This is a genomic window from Telmatospirillum sp. J64-1 (assembly GCF_006980715.1).
Lineage (GTDB): Bacteria > Pseudomonadota > Alphaproteobacteria > Rhodospirillales > Magnetospirillaceae > Oleiliquidispirillum > Oleiliquidispirillum nitrogeniifigens.
Genome location: NZ_SBHN01000011.1, coordinates 15,253 through 32,913, shown reverse-complemented (window position 1 = coordinate 32,913; position 17,661 = coordinate 15,253). Strand labels below are relative to the sequence as shown.

Genomic DNA, 17,661 nt, shown 5'->3' with positions numbered 1-17,661 from the left:
CTGTCTCTTGCCCGTGCATGCGTGCCCAATGACCAAGACTTAAGCTCAAGCAAATCCTGGAGGACGCAGTCATGACATCAGCCTCGGACCGAGCAGAACTTCTTGATGGAAAGACCTCCCGGAATGCCTTCCAGGAGGAAGTGGCGGGACGGTTCGGCGTGTTGCCGAACTTCTTCCAGACCGCGGCGGGTGCGCCGGGGCTGATCGAGCATCTGTGGGGTTTCGCGAAATCCGCCTATCTCGACAACCCGTTGCCGTCGCTGTTCAAGGAAAGGCTATTCGTCCATCTCTCGCGCTTCTGCCCGGTGCGCTATTGCATCGTCCGGCATGTCGGCTTCCTGGTCGGCCTTGGGCGCCCGGCCGGCGACCCGGACGCGCCGCCGCATACGGTCGAACAGGTGGTCGCCCTGATGCGCCGCCCCGGCATCCTGGAAGGCGCCGAGTTGGAAGCCGTGCTTTCGCGGCTCGAATCGCAGAATGCGCCGCTTGAGATCCCGCCGCCCGAAAGCCAGGCGGAATACGACATCTTTGCAGCGGCCAGCGTCGTCTTCCTCGAACCCGCCCGCGCCCGGCGCGCGCGCGAGGCCTTGCGCAAGGCGATCGGTGAGCGCGACCTGGAATTCCTTCTCGCCTATCTCGCCTTCATCCGCACGGCCCATTACTGGACCCTGACCCATCCCGAACTGCATTATGAAGAGGACATGGACGCCCTTCTGCGGAACCACGAGGAGCTTGCCGCCCTGCTCCTCGACGATCAGGAAGGCGAACGCTGCGAGATGGGGCAGCGCCTCTATGACGAGCTCGTCCTCCTGCGCCAGGAACGGGACGACCGCGCGCAATTGCGGGCGGCCCTGGAAGAGAAGGAACGCTTCCAGAAGCACCAGCAATTGCTCATCAACGAGCTGAACCACAGGGTCAAGAACACGCTCGCGATCGTCCAGTCGCTCGCCAGCCAGACCTTGCGCGGACTGGATGTCCCGGCCGATGTGCGCGAAACCTTCACGGCCCGCCTCGTCGCGCTCGCGCGGGCGCATGATCTCCTGACGGACCAGAACTGGGAAGGTGCGGACCTGCAAACGATGATCGGCCAGATCGTCGGCCTGCATCAACCCGACGACAATTCCGGCCGCATCCGCCTGGACGGGCCTTTGGTACAGCTTGCGCCGAAGACTGCCGTCGCCATTGCCATGGCCGTTCACGAACTGGCGACCAATGCGGTCAAATACGGTTCCCTCTCGAACGACACCGGCCGCGTCGATGTCACCTGGAAGGTGACAGAGGATGGCGCTGGAAAGCGGCTGTATTTCTCCTGGCGGGAAAGCGGAGGGCCGGAAGTCGGTCAGCCGAACAGCAAGGGCTTCGGCACCCGGCTGATCGAGCGCGGCTTGTCGCTAGAATTGGGTGGGGAAGCGAAAATCCTGTTCCAGCCCGAAGGCGCAGTCTGCACGATCGATGCGCCTCTTCCCAACAGCGGGCTGGGCGGCGGGATCAAACCTTGAGTCACATTTCCTATCGCGTCCTCGTCGTCGAGGACGAAATGATGCTTGCCCTGTTGATCGAGGACATGCTGCTCGACCTCGGCCATGACGTTGTTGCCATCGCGGCAAATGTGCAGGATGCGGCCGCATTGGCCCGGGAAGCCAGTTTCGATCTCGCTCTCCTCGACGTGAACCTGAACGGCGAGGAGAGCTTTCCCGTGGCGGAGATCCTGCTCGAGCGCAACATCCCCTTCCTGTTCGCCACCGCCTATGGTTCATCTGTCCTGAGAGGCAGGTTTCCGGGCTCCCTGGTCCTGGGGAAACCCTTCAAGACCGAGGATCTGGGGCACGCCCTGATGCAGGTGCAGGAATCACGGTAAGGCTCGGCAGGCCTGCCGGGTCACCCCTCCGCCAGTTCCTTCAGCCGGTCGCCTGAAATCCGGCAGGAATACCATTCCTCCAGGCGCTCCAGCCCCATCCGGGCGTAGAAGTCCTGTGCGCCGGTGTTCCAGTCCAGCACGTCGAGGTCCAGCCGGGTACAGCCGCGCCTGACGGCCTGGGCGGCCACCGCCTTCAGCAAGGCTGCGCCGATGCCGCTGCGGCGGGCCTCGGGACGCACCCACAGGTCATGGATCATCACGCCGCTGCGTCCCTGCCAGCTCGACCAGGTGGGAAAGAACAGGATATAGCCCGCCGCCTGCCCCTCTTTTTCTGCGATCAGCGCCTCGAAGCGGGGATGGTCGCCGAAGCCGTCGCGCAGGATGTCCTGTTCTGTGGCCTTGACGGGTTCCGCAGCACGTTCAAACTGGGCCAGTTCGCCGATCATCCTCAACAGCAACCCGGCATCCTCGGGCCGGGCGGGACGGATGGTGACGGCGGGGGCCATGGCGGGCTCCGGAAAGGAAAAAGAGAAGGACGGGTGGACATAGTGCGATCGGCAGGCCTGCTTGGCAATGACGGAGAAAGGCATCCATGCCGGCCCGCATCGTAAGGCGCCTGCGCCTGTGGCGGCGCGAGGATCACCTGCGTCTTGCCCTGCTCGCCCTGGCGGTCGGTCTGGTGGTGGGCGTGGCGGTCATCCTGTTCCGCGAGGCCATTGCCCTGCTGGAACAGGTCTTCTTTCATTCCGGCGCCGAGGATCTGGCGGGCAGCGCCGCGCTGCTGCCGATGTGGCGCCTGCTGCTGGTGCCGACCCTGGGCGGACTGGCGGTCGGCCTGCTGGTCCATTTCACCATGCCCGGCGGACGCCCCCAGGGGGTCGCCCATGTGATCGAGGCCGGTGCCTTGCACGGCGGGCGCATGCGGCTGGGTACAGGCCTCAGCATGGCCGTGGCCAGCGCCCTGTCGATCGGCGTCGGCGCCTCGGTGGGGCGCGAGGGGCCGGCGGTGCATCTGGGCGGTGCCGTCTCGGGCTGGCTCTCGGGCCGGTTGGGGCTGAACCGCCGCCAGGCCCGCACCTTGCTCGGCTGCGGCGTGGCCGCCGCCGTGGCGGCATCCTTCAACGCCCCCATCGCCGGAGCCTTGTTCGCCCATGAAGTGGTGGTCGGCCATTACGCCCTGACCGCCTTCGGCCCGATCGTCATCGCCAGTGTCGCGGCAACCATCCTGGCCCGGCTGTGGTTCGGTTCCCAGCCGGAATACCTGCCGCCGCCGATGGAGGTCACCTCCTTCCTCGAATTTCCCGCCTTCGTCGGACTGGGCCTGATCGCGGGCCTTGCCGCCATCCTGTTCGTGCGCAGCGTCACCGCCGTCGAGGACGGGTGGGAACGCCTGCGCACGCCTTACTGGCTGCGCCCCATGTTCGGCGGACTGGCGGTGGGCAGTCTGGCCCTGTTCTTTCCCCAGGTCCTCGGGGTCGGCCATGAACTGACGGCCCAGGCGCTTTCCGGAGGCATGGCCTTCTGGCTGCTGATGGCGCTGCTCGTGGCGAAGCTGCTGGCGACGGCGGCCAGCCTGGGATCGGGTTTCGGCGGCGGCGTCTTCTCGCCCGCCTTGGCGCTGGGGGCCCTGCTGGGCGGCGCCTATGGCGTCTTCGCCACCGCGATCTTCCCCGATTTGTCCTCCGGCCCCGCCGCCTATGCTTTCGTCGGCATGGGCGCGATGGCCGCCGCCGTGCTGGGCGCGCCCATCTCGACCATCCTGATGGTCTACGAACTGACCGGGAATTACGCCCTATCCATCGCCGTGATGGTCGCCTGCGTGCTGGCGTCGGTGGTCATGGCAAGGCTGCATGGACGGTCCTTCTTCCATTTGCAGCTGGCACGGCGCGGCCTGGACCTGCTGCGCGGCCAGGAAACGCGGCTGCTATGCTCGATCCCCGTCGGATATGTGATGAAACCCTGTGCGCCGGTCGCCCCCGACACCGCCCTGCCGGAACTGCGTGAACGCCTGCGCCATGTGCCTTATGCCGAGCTTTTCGTCACCACCGAGACCGGCCGGTTGACCGGCTGCATCACCCATGCCGATTTGCCCGACCAGGACGGCGATGCCGTCGCCGATGCCATCGCCCGCCCCAATCCCCCCGTGGTCGCGGCCACCGACCATCTGGGACAGGCGCTGAACCTGATGCTGTCGACCGGCGAAGAACATCTGGCCGTGATCGACAGCCACGAAACCCGCCGTCTGGTCGGCTGCATTCACGAATCCGACGTGCTGATCGCCTATACCCGCGCTTTGGTCCGCCAGCGTGCGGAAGACCGGGGCGAGCGCCACGGGCATTCGCCTATTTGACCCCTTACCAGGCCATCCAGCCCGCCGCCCAGAGCCATAGGGCGGCCAAAGCCATGGAAAGCAGCGTCATGGGAATCCCGCAGCGGGCATGGTCGGCAAAACCCAGCCGCACCCCGACGCTGGCGGCACGCTCGACGATGATGATATTGGCCAAGCTGCCGACGATCAGCAGATTGCCCGCCAAGGTGGACAGCACCGCCAGGGCATAAAGCGCGCCCTCGCCGGGATCGGTCCACACCGAAAGCAGCAGCATCACCGCCGGGACGTTGCCGATGGAATTGCTGGCGGCCAGCATCAGCGGCCCCAGCACCATCAGCCGGTCGGGCAGCCACCCCGCAGCCGTCAGCCAGTCCACCCCGTCCTGCGCCAGCCCGGTGGCGGCAAAAGCGCCGGTGACGATGAACAGGCAGGCGAACAGCACCAAAAGATGCCAGTCCACCGCCCCCAGCATGTCGCGGCTGGCAAGACGGCGGCTGGCCAGCAGGAAACCAGCCACCACCAGGGCGCCGATCTCATGAGGGAGATCGGTGGTGAAAAGGAAGGCCAGGACCAGCACCGCCGCAACGCCCTTGGCCGTCTGCCAGCGATCCGGCACGGGCGGCGGCCCGGCATCCGCCCCGGGCGGAACAGCGCGCAAGGCATCGCGCCAGACCCAGCGCACCACGCCATAGGCCACCGCCATGCCGATCACGGCGGGCGGCGCGCAGGCAAGCAGGAAGCGCCAGAAATCCAGCCCGCCCGTCTGGCCGATCAGGATATTCTGCGGATTGCCGATGATCGTCGCGGCGCTGCCCGCATTGCATCCTCCCGCCAGCCCGATCAGGAAGGGGCGCGGATCGAGGCCGCGCCGCCGGATGCCCTCGGCAATGATGGGGGCCATGGCAAAGGCGATGATGTCATTGGCCAGCACCGCCGAAAGCAGCCCCGACACCCCGACCGTCAGGGCCAGCAGCGCAGCGGGCGAAACGGCGGCGGAGGTGATGCGCGCGGCGACGGCGCGGTAGAAACCGGCGGCGGCGAACTGGGCCGAGACGATCATCAGGGCGAACAGCAGCAGCAAGGTCGGCAGGTCGATGGCCGCCCCCATGCTGCCGACCTCGATCCGGCCCAAGGCCAGCAGGGCGACCACGGCCAGCAGCGCCATGCCCGTGCGGTCGATCTTCAACCCCGGCATCCGGCCCAAGGCCATGCCGATATAGGTGAAGACGAAGGCGCCGAGAATTGCACTATCCATGGCCGGCGGTGATAGCCTGCGGCCGATGTTCCGGCAATGTCCAATTTTTCGGATGAGCCCGGCGTTCTTCATGCCTATAGTGCAGCCCATGTCCAATCCCTTCGAATTCGACGACGAACCGCCCTTTCCGACCGAACGGCCGCAGATGCCCGTTTCTTCGCCTTGGCTGGAGGGGCTGAACCCGGAACAGCGCCAGGCTGTCGAGACGACGCAAGGGCCGGTCCTGGTCCTTTCCGGCGCAGGCACCGGCAAGACCCGCGTGCTGACCACCCGGCTGGCCCATATCCTGACGCTGCGCCTGGCCCAGCCCTGGCAATGCCTGGCGGTGACCTTCACCAACAAGGCCGCGCGGGAAATGCGCGAGCGCGTGGCGGGCATGATCGGCCCCATGGCCGAAAGCATCTGGCTGGGCACCTTCCACGCCCTGGGCGTGCGCATCCTGCGCCGTCATGCCGAGGCGGTGGGGCTGAAGTCGAATTTCACCATCCTCGATACGGACGACCAGATGCGCCTGCTCAAGCAGGTGATGGAAGCCGAACATATCGACACCAAGAAATGGCCCGCCCAAGGGCTGATGGGCGTGATCCAGCGCTGGAAGGACCGGGGCTTCACGCCGCAGACGGTGACGGCGGAAGAGAAGTCGGATTTCGCCAACGGCCGCGCCCTGGCACTGTACGAGCAATATCAGGAACGGCTGAAGACGCTGAACGCCTGCGACTTCGGCGACCTGCTGCTGCATTGCCTGACCATCTTCCGCAACCCGGACAACCGCGACATCCTGGCCGAATACCAGGAACAGTTCCGTTACATCCTGGTGGACGAATACCAGGACACCAACGTCTCGCAATATCTGTGGCTGCGCCTGCTGGCCCAGAAGCACAAGAACATCTGCTGCGTCGGCGACGACGACCAGTCGATCTATTCCTGGCGCGGGGCCGAGGTCGGCAACATCCTGCGTTTCGAGCATGATTTCCCCGGCGCGACCATCGTCCGGCTGGAACGCAACTACCGCTCGACGCCCACCATCCTGGCCGCCGCCTCGCATCTGATCTCCCACAACCAGGGCCGCCTGGGCAAGACCCTGCGCCCGGGCCTTCAGGGCCAGGAGGGCGAGAAGATCCGCATCCACAACACCTATGACGCCGAGCAGGAAGCGCGCATGGTGGTGGACGAGATCGAGGCCTTGCAGCGCAAGGGCCATGCCCTGTCCAGCATGGCGATCCTGGTCCGCGCCGGTTTCCAGACCCGCGAGTTCGAAGAACGCCTGATCACCACCGGCGTGCCCTATCGCGTGATCGGCGGCCAGCGTTTCTACGAGCGTTTGGAAATCCGCGACGCCATGGCCTATCTGCGCCTGATCGTGCAGCCCGACGACGCCCTGGCCTTCGAGCGCGTGGTCAACACGCCCAAGCGCGGCCTGGGCGATGCCACGCTTCAAGTGCTGCACATGGCCTCGCGCGCCATGCAGGTGGGGCTGTTCGAGGCCGCCCGCCGGGTGGTCGAGACGGACGAGTTGAAGCCCAAGCCGCGCGCCACCCTGGCCCGCTTCGTCAACGACGTCATCCGCTGGCGCTCGCTGCTCGACGCCATGCCCCATTCCGAACTGGCCGCGACCGTGCTCGACGAGAGCGGCTATACCGAGATGTGGCAGAAGGACAAGTCCCCCGAAGCCCCCGGCCGCCTGGAAAACCTGAAGGAACTGGTTTCGGCGCTGGAGGAATATGAAAGCCTGCAGGCCTTCCTCGAACATGTCGCCCTGGTCATGGAGAACGACGAGAAGGCCGAACAGGACCGCGTCTCCATCATGACCCTGCATGCCGCCAAGGGGCTGGAATTCGACAATGTCTTCCTGCCCGGCTGGGAGGAAGGCGTCTTCCCCCATCAGCGCGCCATGGACGAGGGCGGCAACCAGGGCCTGGAGGAAGAACGCCGCCTGGCCTATGTCGGCCTGACGCGGGCCCGCAAGCATGTGATGATCACCACCGCCGACCGGCGGCGCATCTACAACCAGTGGCAAAGCACCATGCCCTCGCGTTTCCTCATGGAACTGCCCGAGGAAGCGGTCGAGCGCACCGCCGAACATGGCCTTGCCAACGCCCAATCCATGGATTGGGGCTATGGCGGGGGCGGCTTCGGCAATGATTTCGTCGGCGGCGGCTATGGCCCGCGCTGGCAGAACCGCCAGCCGCCGGTGATCGAGGCGACGTCGTGGAAGGTCAAGACCGCCGCTCCGACGGGCGGATTCCAGCCGGGCGACCGCGTCTTCCACCAGAAATTCGGCCACGGTACCGTCGAAGCGGTGGAGGCCGGAAAGCTGACGGTGGCGTTTGACAAGGCCGGAGTGAAGAAAGTAATGGACAGCTTCGTCAGCGCCTCGTGACCTGACGACCGCCCGCGACTCTTGCAAGGTTACCGAAATGAAGAAGCCCGTGCCCGAAATCTGGCGCATCCAGGTCACCGCCCCGGTCGAAGCGCTGGATGCCTTCGAGGAGGCGCTGGAACGCCATGCCGATGCCGTCACCTGGTTCATGGACGACGATATCGGCACCGATGACGGGGAGTTCGAAGGCACGTGGTCGCTTCAGGCCTATTCCCGCACGCCGCCCGACCGCGCCGCCATCATCGCCGATCTGTCCCTGGCGGCGACGGTCAGCGGCGCGGACCTGCCGGAACTGGACATCGCCAAGGTGCCCGACATGGATTGGGTCGCCGAGACGCTGCGCAACTTCCCGCCCATCGATGCCGGACGCTTCTATGTCTACGGCTCCCATTGGGAAGGCGGGCCGCCGCAGGGGCGCACCGGCCTGCTGGTGGATGCCGGCACCGCCTTCGGCTCGGGCGAACACGCCACCACGCGGGGCTGCCTACTGGCCCTGGACGGGCTGGCCAAGTCGCACCGCTTCACCCGCCCGCTCGATCTGGGCTGCGGTTCGGGCATCCTGGCGCTCGCCGTCGCCAAGACTTGGCCGGTCCAGGTGCTGGCCGCGGATATCGACCCGGAATCGGTACGCGTGACCCGCGTCAACGGCCGCCGCAACGGCGTTCCCTCGCGCATCAAGGCGGTGGTCAGCAACGGCTACCGCAACCCGGCGATCAAACGCCAGGGACCCTACGACCTGATCTGCGCCAATATCCTGGCCCGCCCCCTGACCTGGCTGGCGCCCCAGCTTGGCCGTCACATCGCGCCGGGCGGCATCGCCGTCCTGTCGGGCCTGCTGACCCGCCATGAACGCATGGTCATCAATGCCCATCGCCGCCAGGGCCTGCGCCTTCTGCGTCGCATCCGGATAGGCGAATGGAGCACTTTGGTGTTGCAGGCCTAAGTCCCGTCTTGACCGTTCCCCGCCCGGTTCGCATCTGCAAGGATGCAGCCCGGGCGGGATCATGACCGACAAGACATTCGTAAAGCACGAACGCGCGATCATCGAACGCGAGCATGGCAAGGGCGGCCCTTTCGTCGCCGCCGTCGATCATACGCGCATGCCCATGATCCTGACGGACGCGCAGAGCGACGACCGCATCATCTTCGCCAATGCGGCTTTCGTGGAATTGCTGGGCTACAGGGCCGAAGAAGTCCTGGAAAAGCCCTGGTACGATTTCACAGCCGAAGGCCCCTCCTCTCCCCGTGCCCAGCAATACCGCCGCGAAATGGAGGAAGGGCTGCATATCGACGGCCAGATCGAACTCCGCAAGGCGGACGGCACGGTCATCTGCGCCGCCTTTCACGGCTCGCCGATCCAGGACAATGTCGGCCAGCGCAAGCACCATTTCATTTCCGTGCTGGACATGACCAAGCAGGTGCAGATGGAGAAGGAATTACGCTCCATCCAGGCCGATCTCGAAAAGCGCGTCCACGAGCGCACGCAAGAGCTGGAAGCCGCCCTGGAACAGCGCGACCTGCTGATGAAGGAGGTCAACCACCGGGTCAAGAACAGCCTGCAACTGGCGGCGTCCCTGCTGATGCTGCAGGCGCAGCTGCATGAAGACGAGAAGGTGCGGGAAGGCTTCCGCGAGGTGCAATACCGCTTCGACGCCCTGGCGCGCATCCATGAATTGCTCTATCGCACGCCGGACCCCCAGCACCTGGACATTTCGGAATATCTGCACACGCTACTCGGAACGCTGGCCGAGGCCTTTCCCCAGACCAGCGGCCGGGTGTGCATGACTGTCGAGGCGGCCCTGCTGAATGTCGAGATCGAGCAGGCCATCCCCCTGGCCCTGATCGTCAACGAACTGGTCACCAACGCCTTCAAGCATGCCTTCGCCCAGGCCCAGCAGGGAAACCTGCTGGTCTCCCTGGAACCGGCGGGCAATGGCTGGGGCCGGCTGACGGTGCAGGATGACGGCGCCGGCATGAACGAAGGCACCGCCCGCAGCAACAGCCTGGGGCTGAAGCTGGTCCGTTCCCTGACGGGCCAGATCAGGGGCAAGCTGGAAATCACCAGCAAGATCGGCCACGGCACCCGCTTCCAGATCGACTTCCCCCAGAAAAACGACTGAGGCGCAGGACGGGCCGTTCCTGCGCCTCAGCCCCTGCCCCGCCCGTACCGGACGGGGCAGTCACCTGCTTGGCCTTTACACCGCTTCCGAGGCCACCAGCCCCAGGCGGCGGGCGACGCCTTCCCCATAGGCCGGGTCGGCCTTGGTGAAGTGGCCGATCTGGCGCAGAGCGATCTCGCGCGGCACGGTGCGCATCGCGGCGGCGATATTGTCCATCAGCCGCTGGCGCTCGGCCTCGCTCAGCAGGCGGAAGAGCGCGCCCGCCTGGCTGTAATCGTCATTGCCCGCGCGATGGTCGTAGCGGTCGGCCGGTCCCTGGAGCGGCAAAGGCGGTTCCTTCACGCTGGGGTCCTCGACCGGCCCGCCGAAGCTGTTGGGCTCGTAATTCACGCTGCCGCCGCCATTGCCGTCGAAGCGCATGGCGCCGTCGCGGTGGTAGGAATGGACCGGGCAGCGCGGCTTGTTGACCGGCAGCGCGGCATGGTTGATGCCCAGGCGGTAGCGCTGCGCGTCGGCATAGGAGAAGACGCGGAATTGCAGCATCTTGTCCGGGCTGTGGCCGATGCCGGGCACCACATTGGCCGGCGAGAAGGCCGCCTGCTCCACCTCGGCGTGATAGTTCTCGGGGTTCCGGTTCAGTTCCAGCACGCCCACTTCGATCAGCGGGAAGTCGCCATGCGGCCAGACCTTGGTCAGGTCGAAGGGATCGAAGGGGGTCTGCGCCGCCTGCTCTTCCGTCATGACCTGGATGCACATGCGCCATTTCGGGAAATCGCCCTTCTCGATGGCCTCGAACAGGTCGCGCTGGTGGCTTTCGCGGTCTTCGGCGATCACCTGCCCGGCCTCGTGCGGGCTCATGTTCTCGATACCCTGCATGGACTTGAAGTGGAACTTCACCCAGACCCTCTCGCCCGCGGCATTGATCAGGCTATAGGTATGCGAGCCGAAGCCGTGCATCTGGCGGTAGTTCCGGGGCAGGCCGCGATCCGAGAACAGGATCGTCACCTGATGCAGGCTTTCCGGCGACAGCGACCAGAAATCCCACATGGCGGTCGGATTGCGCAGATTGGTCTTGGGATCGCGCTTCTGCGTATGGATGAAGTCGGGGAACTTGTAGGGATCGCGGACGAAGAAGACCGGGGTGTTGTTGCCCACCAGGTCCCAGTTGCCTTCCTCGGTGTAGAACTTCACCGAGAAGCCGCGCACGTCGCGTTCGGCATCCGCCGCGCCGCGTTCCCCGGCCACGGTCGAGAAGCGCAGGAAGAGGTCGGTCTTGCGGCCGATACCGTAGAAGACCTTGGCCTTGCTGTAGCGGGTGATGTCCCCGGTGATGGTCAGGGTGCCATAGGCGCCCGAGCCCTTGGCATGGACCACGCGCTCCGGCAGGCGCTCGCGGTTGAAATGGGCGTGCTTCTCGAACAGCTGCCAGTCCTGGACCAGCAGCGGCCCGCGCGGACCGGCGGTCAGGCTGTTCTGGTTGTCCCCCACGGGGATCCCGGCGGCGGTGGTCAGGGTCGGACGCTTGTTTGACATGATGTTCTCCTGGCCTGGTATGGCGTGTCTTGCCAAAAAACCATAATCCAGGAAGGTGTTATTCCGAAAACTGATAATCCAAGTGATTTATATCGATAAAATCGATCACTCTTGCGGCACGGGCCTCTTCTGGCCGTCTTCGGTGATGGCGACGAAGGTGAAGACCCCTTCCGTCGCCTTGAAGTGCGTCGTCGTGTCCTGCCGCCGCACCCAGGCTTCCACCACATAAGTCAGAGAGGTCCGCCCCACCTTCAGCAGGCGGCTGTAGCAGCTGACCTCGTCGCCGACGAAGACGCGCTGGTGGAAGGCCATGCGCTCGACCCCCACCGTGGCCACCCGCCCCTTCGCCCGGACTCGCGCGGCCGTGCCGCCGGCCAGATCCATCTGGCTCAGCAGCCAGCCACCGAAGATATCGCCGGAGGGATTGGTATCGGCAGGCATGGCAATGCTCCGCAGGGACAATTCGCCATGCGGCACATCATCGGACTCGGACATGCAATTCCCCTTTCGTTCTGGTATAAGGGACGTCTTCGGAGCCGTCCCCGGATGCGCTTGCGAAGCCGCAACCCCGCTCTATAATGCCTTGCATGTCCGATTTATTCCAACAGCTCTCCCCCAAGAGCACCGAGTACTCCGCCAAGGATATCGAAGTCCTTGAAGGCCTTGAACCCGTGCGCCGCCGCCCCGGCATGTATATCGGCGGCACCGACGAACGCGCCCTGCACCATCTGGTCGCGGAAGTCCTGGACAATGCCATGGACGAAGCCGTCGCCGGTCATGCCACCTGGATCGACCTGGAGATGCATGCCGACGGTTCGGTGACGGTGCGCGACAACGGCCGCGGCATCCCCATCGACCCGCATCCGAAATATCCCGATAAGTCGGCGCTGGAGGTCATCCTGACCACGCTGCATTCGGGCGGCAAGTTCGGCGGCGATGCCTACAAGGTTTCGGGCGGCCTGCACGGCGTCGGCTCGTCGGTGGTCAATGCCCTGTCCGACCGTTTCGTGGTCGAGGTGGCGCGCGACCGCCAGCTGTGGCGCCAGGAATATGCGCGGGGCACGCCGCTGACCAAGCTGACCCTGGTCGGCCCGGTGCAGAACCGGCGCGGCACCACCATCACCTTCCATCCCGACCCCGAGATCTTCGGCGCGCGGATGACCCTGCGGGCGCCGACACTGTTCCGAATGGCCCGTTCCAAGGCCTATCTGTTCCGCGGCGTGCAGATCCGCTGGTCCTGCGACGAATCGCTGGTCAAGGACAGCGACCTGACGCCGACCAGCGCGACCCTGCACTTCCCCAACGGCCTGAAGGACTTCCTCAGCCACACGCTGAAGGACCGCGCCCTGATCACGGCGGACGTCTTCGCCGGTACCACCGACCTGGCCGACGACATGGGGCAGGTGGAATGGGCCTTGTGCTGGCCGGACGACGACGAAGGCTTCATCAATACCTATTGCAACACCGTCCCCACTCCCGAGGGCGGCACCCATGAACAGGGTCTGCGCGCGGCGCTGACCAAGGGGCTGCGTGCCTATGGCGAGATGGTCAGCAATCGCCGCGCCGCACAGATCACCCCCGACGACGTGATGGGCGGCGCCTGCATCCTACTCTCGCTGTTCATCCGCGAACCGCAATTCCAGGGCCAGACCAAGGAAAAGCTGGCCAGTCCGGAAGCGGCGCGCCTGGTCGAGAATGCCCTGAAGGATCATTTCGACCACTGGCTGTCGGGCGACGTCAACTCGGCCAAGGCGCTGCTGGACCGCATCGTCGAGAAGGCCGACGAACGCCTGCGCCGCAAGCAGGCCAAGGAGACCAACCGCAAGAGCGCCACGCGCCGCCTGCGCCTGCCCGGCAAGCTGGCGGACTGCACCCGCACCACCGCCCAAGGCACCGAACTCTTCCTGGTCGAGGGCGATTCAGCCGGCGGCTCGGCCAAGCAGGGCCGCAACCGCGAGACCCAGGCCATCCTTCCCTTGCGCGGCAAGATCCTGAACGTCGCCTCGGCCTCGGCCGACAAGCTGCGCGGCAACCAGGAACTGCGCGACCTGATGGAAGCGCTGGGCTGCGGCATCCGCGAGCAATATGACGAGGAAAAGCTGCGCTACGATAAGGTCATCATCATGACCGACGCCGATGTGGACGGTGCCCATATCGCCTCGCTGCTGATGACCTATTTCTACCAGGAAATGCCCAAGCTGATCGAGAACGGGCATCTCTATCTTGCCATGCCGCCCCTCTACCGCATCGCCGCCGGCGGCACCGCCGTCTATGCCCGCGACGACAAGCACAAGGAGGAGCTGCTGCGCACCACCTTCAAGAACAAGAAGGTCGAGATCAGCCGCTTCAAAGGCTTGGGTGAGATGCCTCCGGCACAGCTCAAGGAAACCACCATGGATCCGGCCAACCGCACGCTGCTGCGCGTGGTCGTGCCCCATGGCCGCACCGAGGAAGACCACGAAGACGCCCAGGACACGGCGCGCCTGGTCGAAAGCCTGATGGGGCGCCGCCCCGAATTGCGCTTCCGCTTCATTCAGGAGCGGGCGAAATTCGTCAAGGACGAGTTGGACGTGTAAGAAAAAAAGCGGAGGTTTTTGGCCTCCGCTTTTTTAATGTTCTATGAGACACAGATGAACACAGATAGACACAGATAAAAAAATCTCCTGCCGCGCAGCGGCATTAAAAGCATCTGTGTTCATCTGTTTCTTAAAAAAAACATATCCTCTATTGCTCCCCGCGCTGGATACGGCGCCACCGGGCGACGTTGCGGTTGTGCTGTTCCAGCGTCTCGGCAAAGGCGTGGCCGCCGGTGCCGTCGGCGACGAAGAACAGGTCCCTGGTCTTCGCCGGGTTCAGCACGGCCTGGAGCGAGGCCCGGCCGGGATTGGCGATGGGCGTCGCCGGCAAGGCCGGGATGGTATAGGTGTTCCATTCGTGATGGACGGTCAGGTCGCGGCGGGTCAGCGGCCGGTCGATGACGCCCAGCCCCTCCGACATACCGTAGATGACCGTCGGATCGGATTGCAGGGGCATGCCCCGGCGCAGGCGGTTGATGAAGACCCCCGCCACGCGCGGACGTTCGGCGGCGATGCTGGTTTCCCGCTCCACCACCGAGGCAAGGATGACGGCCTCTTCCTTGCTGCGCAGCGGCAGGTCGGGCTGGCGGCTTTCCCACAATTCGTCCAGGGTGCGGGTCATCGCGTCGCGCATGCGCTGGATCACGGATTCGCGGCTGTCGCCCCGGGTGAAGTGATAGGTCTCGGGCAGCAGGCTGCCTTCCGGGATTTCGCTGCTGATCTCGCCTGACAAGGCCTCGTTCTGGCGCAGCAGTTCGATCACCTGACGCACCGTCAACCCTTCCGGCACCGTCAGGCGATGCACCACCGTCTGGCCTTCCGTCAGGATCTGCATGGCCCCGCGCGGGCTGACATGGGCGGGAAAGGCGAATTCACCGGCCCTCAGCCGCCCCGCTTCCCCCGTCAGCTTGACGCCGATCTTGAACAGCAGGGCATCCTCGATCACCCCCTGCTCTTCCAGCAGGCGGGCAATACCGTCCACGCCACTGCCGCGCGGCACGATAACGGCCCGCTCCTCGGGCAAGGGACCGGGCGAGACGAAGCGCTGCTGCGCCTGCCAGGCCACAAACGCAACCGCCGCGCCGGTCAGGACCAGCGCGGCGGCAAGCAAGGAAAGAATTTTCCTCATCGGCCGGTCTTACGTCGCCCGGCGGAAAACCAGCGACGCATTAGTGCCGCCGAACCCGAAGGAATTCGACAGCGCCACATCGACCTTCCGCTCCTTGGCCTGATGCGGCACCAGGTCGATGTCGCAGCCTTCGGAGGGATTATCCAGGTTCAGCGTGGGCGGAACCACGTTGTTCCGGATCGCCAGGATCGAGTAGATCGCCTCGACCGCACCGGCGGCACCCAGCAGGTGGCCGATGGCGGATTTGGTCGAGGACATGCTGAGCTTGTAGGCGTGGTCGCCGAACAGGCGCTTGACGGCACCCAGTTCGATTTCATCGCCCAGCGGCGTCGAGGTGCCGTGGGCATTGACGTAATCCACGTCCTCGGGATTCAGGCCGGCCCGCTTCAGCGCATTGCGCATGGCGCGGAAACCGCCATTACCGTCCTCGGCCGGGGCGGTGATGTGATAGGCATCGCCCGACATGCCGTAACCGACGACTTCGGCATAGATCTTGGCGCCGCGCTTCTTAGCATGCTCGTATTCCTCGAGCACCACCACGCCCGAGCCTTCGCCCATGACGAAGCCGTCACGATCCTTGTCCCAGGGGCGCGAGCCCTTGGTCGGGGTATCGTTGAAGCCGGTGGAGAGAGCCTTGGCGGCGGCGAAACCGGCGATCCCGAGGCGGCAGACGGCAGCTTCGGCGCCGCCCGCGATCATCACATCGGCATCACCCAGCATCACCAGGCGCGCGGCATCGCCGATGGCATGCGCACCGGTCGAGCAGGCCGTGACCACGGAATGGTTCGGACCCTTGAAGCCGTAGCGGATCGACACATGGCCGGAGGCCAGGTTGATCAGGCTGGCCGGGATGAAGAAGGGGCTGACCTTGCGCGGACCACCCGTCTCCAGTGTGACGGACGTGTTGGCGATGGAGGGCAAGCCGCCGATCCCCGATCCGATCATCACGCCGGTATTCTCGCGGTCTTCCTCGCTTTCGGGATTCCATCCGGAATCCTCGATCGCCTCGGCAGCCGCAGCGATGGCATAGACGATGAACTCGTCCATGCGGCGGCGGTCCTTCGTACTGACGAAGGCTTCGGCGTTGAAGAGGTGACCGCCCTCGCCCTTCGGCACCAGACCGGCGATCTTCGCCGGAAGGTCCGAGGTATCGAAGCTATCGATGGCCCGAAGACCGGACTCGCCGGCGGTCAGGCGTTGCCAGTTGGCGGAAACGCCGCAACCGAGCGGCGTCACCATCCCCAAACCGGTGACGACAACACGTCTCATAGAAAAAGGCCCTGGTGCTTCACTACGACAGTCAGTCGGCGGCCGGCCGAAGCCGGCGCCAAACCTTTAGGACTGGTGCGACTCGATGAAGTCGATGGCGTCCTTGACGGTCAGGATCTTTTCCGCGGCGTCATCCGGGATTTCGCAGCCGAACTCTTCCTCGAAAGCCATGACCAGTTCGACGGTATCAAGGCTGTCGGCGCCCAGGTCGTCGATGAAGCTCGCATTCTCGGTCACCTTGGCTTCTTCGACGCCCAGATGCTCGACGACGATCTTCTTAACCCGCTCAGCGACGTCACTCATTTCTGAATATTCCCTTGGAAGTTTTCATCTCTTGCTGGCGACCCAGGCAAAGCGGCGCCAACGCCGCCCCTGATCCGGCAAAAAGTGGCGTTTCCTAACACACTTTTCCGCCGTTGCCTAGCGCTAGGGGACAAGGCTCTCGCAGAGAGCCCTCAGATCATCGCCATTCCGCCGTTCACATGCAGCGTCTGGCCGGTCACATAGGCCGCTTCGTCGCTCGCCAGATAAGTCACGGCGGCAGCGATTTCGCGCACGTCCCCCATGCGCCCGGCGGGGATGCCGGCCAGCAGGCGGGCCTTCTGCTCGTCATTCAGAGCATCGGTCATGGCCGAGGTGATGAAGCCCGGCGCCACGCAATTGACCGTGATGCCGCGCGAGGCGACTTCCTGGGCCAGCGACTTGGACATGCCGATCATGCCGGCCTTGGAGGCGGCATAGTTCACCTGCCCGGGATTGCCGGTAACGCCGACGATCGAGGTGATGTTGACGATGCGGCCGAAGCGGCGCTTCATCATGCCCTTGACGGCGGCGCGGCAGAGGCGGAAGGCGGCCGTCAGATTGACGTCCAGCACGCTCTGCCAGTCCTCGTCCTTCATGCGCAGCACCAGGCCGTCGCGGGTCAGGCCGGCATTGTTGACCAGGATGTCGAGCGACCCCAGGGCCGCCTCGGCGTCCTTGGCCAACTGCTCGACCGAGGCCGGATCGGACAGGTTGGCGACGACCACATGGACGCGCTCGCCGCCCAGTTCGGCAGCCATGGCCTCCAGGGCTTCCTTGCGGGTGCCCGACAGGGCGACGGTGGCGCCCTGGGCGTGCAGGGCGCGGGCAATGGCCCCGCCGATGCCGCCCGAGGCGCCGGTAACGAGGGCCGTCCGGCCGGTGAGCTCGAACATGCGGATCTTCTCCCCC

Annotated in this window: 15 protein-coding genes; 7 read left to right on the top strand and 8 right to left on the bottom strand. The window is 65.3% G+C overall.

Going from position 1 to position 17,661, the window contains the following annotated elements; translation table 11 throughout:
* Positions 1–71: 71 nt before the first annotated feature.
* Positions 72–1,499, top strand: a complete 1,428-nt coding sequence (locus EPD66_RS11815) for a sensor histidine kinase (protein WP_142848719.1) — start codon at positions 72–74, stop codon at positions 1,497–1,499.
* Positions 1,496–1,858, top strand: coding sequence for a response regulator (locus EPD66_RS11810; RefSeq protein WP_221930964.1), 363 nt, complete (start codon positions 1,496–1,498; stop codon positions 1,856–1,858). Before EPD66_RS11815 ends, EPD66_RS11810 begins: the two co-directional genes overlap by 4 nt.
* A 20-nt stretch (positions 1,859–1,878) precedes the next feature.
* Here EPD66_RS11810 and EPD66_RS11805 read toward each other — a convergent pair whose 3' ends face one another.
* Positions 1,879–2,364: a GNAT family N-acetyltransferase gene (locus EPD66_RS11805; RefSeq protein WP_142848718.1), complete on the bottom strand. Its 486-nt coding sequence runs from the start codon at positions 2,362–2,364 to the stop codon at positions 1,879–1,881.
* A gap of 86 nt (positions 2,365–2,450) precedes the next feature.
* Here EPD66_RS11805 and EPD66_RS11800 point away from each other — a divergent pair, with 86 nt between their 5' ends.
* A complete protein-coding gene (locus EPD66_RS11800; protein ID WP_142848717.1) occupies positions 2,451–4,208 on the top strand; it encodes a chloride channel protein in 1,758 nt (585 codons plus the stop codon).
* Positions 4,209–4,212: 4 nt separating this feature from the next.
* On the opposite strand, the gene EPD66_RS11795 is transcribed toward EPD66_RS11800, so the two are convergent.
* Complete coding sequence (locus EPD66_RS11795) at positions 4,213–5,442, bottom strand: anion transporter (RefSeq protein ID WP_142848716.1); 1,230 nt, start codon at positions 5,440–5,442, stop codon at positions 4,213–4,215.
* A gap of 70 nt (positions 5,443–5,512) precedes the next feature.
* On the opposite strand from EPD66_RS11795, the gene EPD66_RS11790 reads away from it, so the two are divergent.
* The 3 genes from EPD66_RS11790 to EPD66_RS11780 all read left to right on the top strand — a co-directional run bounded on the left by EPD66_RS11790 (position 5,513) and on the right by EPD66_RS11780 (position 9,942).
* Entirely contained in the window at positions 5,513–7,822 is a 2,310-nt protein-coding gene (locus EPD66_RS11790; protein ID WP_370511878.1) for an ATP-dependent helicase, read from the top strand.
* A 37-nt stretch (positions 7,823–7,859) separates the two neighbouring features.
* A complete protein-coding gene (locus tag EPD66_RS11785; RefSeq protein ID WP_142848715.1) occupies positions 7,860–8,765 on the top strand; it encodes a 50S ribosomal protein L11 methyltransferase in 906 nt (301 codons plus the stop codon).
* A gap of 61 nt (positions 8,766–8,826) precedes the next feature.
* Complete coding sequence (locus EPD66_RS11780; protein WP_142848714.1) at positions 8,827–9,942, top strand: sensor histidine kinase; 1,116 nt, start codon at positions 8,827–8,829, stop codon at positions 9,940–9,942.
* 75 nt (positions 9,943–10,017) lie between these two features.
* Here EPD66_RS11780 and EPD66_RS11775 read toward each other — a convergent pair whose 3' ends face one another.
* Together EPD66_RS11775 and EPD66_RS11770 are read right to left on the bottom strand one after the other, a co-directional pair.
* A complete protein-coding gene (locus tag EPD66_RS11775; protein WP_142848713.1) occupies positions 10,018–11,475 on the bottom strand; it encodes a catalase in 1,458 nt (485 codons plus the stop codon).
* Between the two features lie 105 nt (positions 11,476–11,580).
* Positions 11,581–11,970, bottom strand: coding sequence for an acyl-CoA thioesterase (locus tag EPD66_RS11770; RefSeq protein ID WP_142848712.1), 390 nt, complete (start codon positions 11,968–11,970; stop codon positions 11,581–11,583).
* Between the two features lie 92 nt (positions 11,971–12,062).
* Between EPD66_RS11770 and parE the strand changes: the two genes are divergently transcribed.
* Positions 12,063–14,051 carry a DNA topoisomerase IV subunit B gene (gene parE / locus EPD66_RS11765; RefSeq protein WP_185961382.1) on the top strand — a complete coding sequence of 663 codons (1,989 nt, stop codon included), beginning with the start codon at positions 12,063–12,065 and terminating at the stop codon, positions 14,049–14,051.
* A 148-nt stretch (positions 14,052–14,199) separates the two neighbouring features.
* On the opposite strand, the gene mltG is transcribed toward parE, so the two are convergent.
* From mltG to fabG, 4 genes are all read right to left on the bottom strand, one after another.
* Positions 14,200–15,180 carry an endolytic transglycosylase MltG gene (gene mltG, locus EPD66_RS11760; protein ID WP_142848710.1) on the bottom strand — a complete coding sequence of 327 codons (981 nt, stop codon included), beginning with the start codon at positions 15,178–15,180 and terminating at the stop codon, positions 14,200–14,202.
* Between the two features lie 9 nt (positions 15,181–15,189).
* Positions 15,190–16,449, bottom strand: coding sequence for a beta-ketoacyl-ACP synthase II (fabF, locus tag EPD66_RS11755; RefSeq protein ID WP_142848709.1), 1,260 nt, complete (start codon positions 16,447–16,449; stop codon positions 15,190–15,192).
* Positions 16,450–16,515: 66 nt separating this feature from the next.
* Positions 16,516–16,752: an acyl carrier protein gene (locus EPD66_RS11750; RefSeq protein WP_142848708.1), complete on the bottom strand. Its 237-nt coding sequence runs from the start codon at positions 16,750–16,752 to the stop codon at positions 16,516–16,518.
* Between the two features lie 152 nt (positions 16,753–16,904).
* Positions 16,905–17,645 carry a 3-oxoacyl-[acyl-carrier-protein] reductase gene (fabG, locus tag EPD66_RS11745; RefSeq protein WP_142848707.1) on the bottom strand — a complete coding sequence of 247 codons (741 nt, stop codon included), beginning with the start codon at positions 17,643–17,645 and terminating at the stop codon, positions 16,905–16,907.
* Positions 17,646–17,661 lie beyond the last annotated feature (16 nt).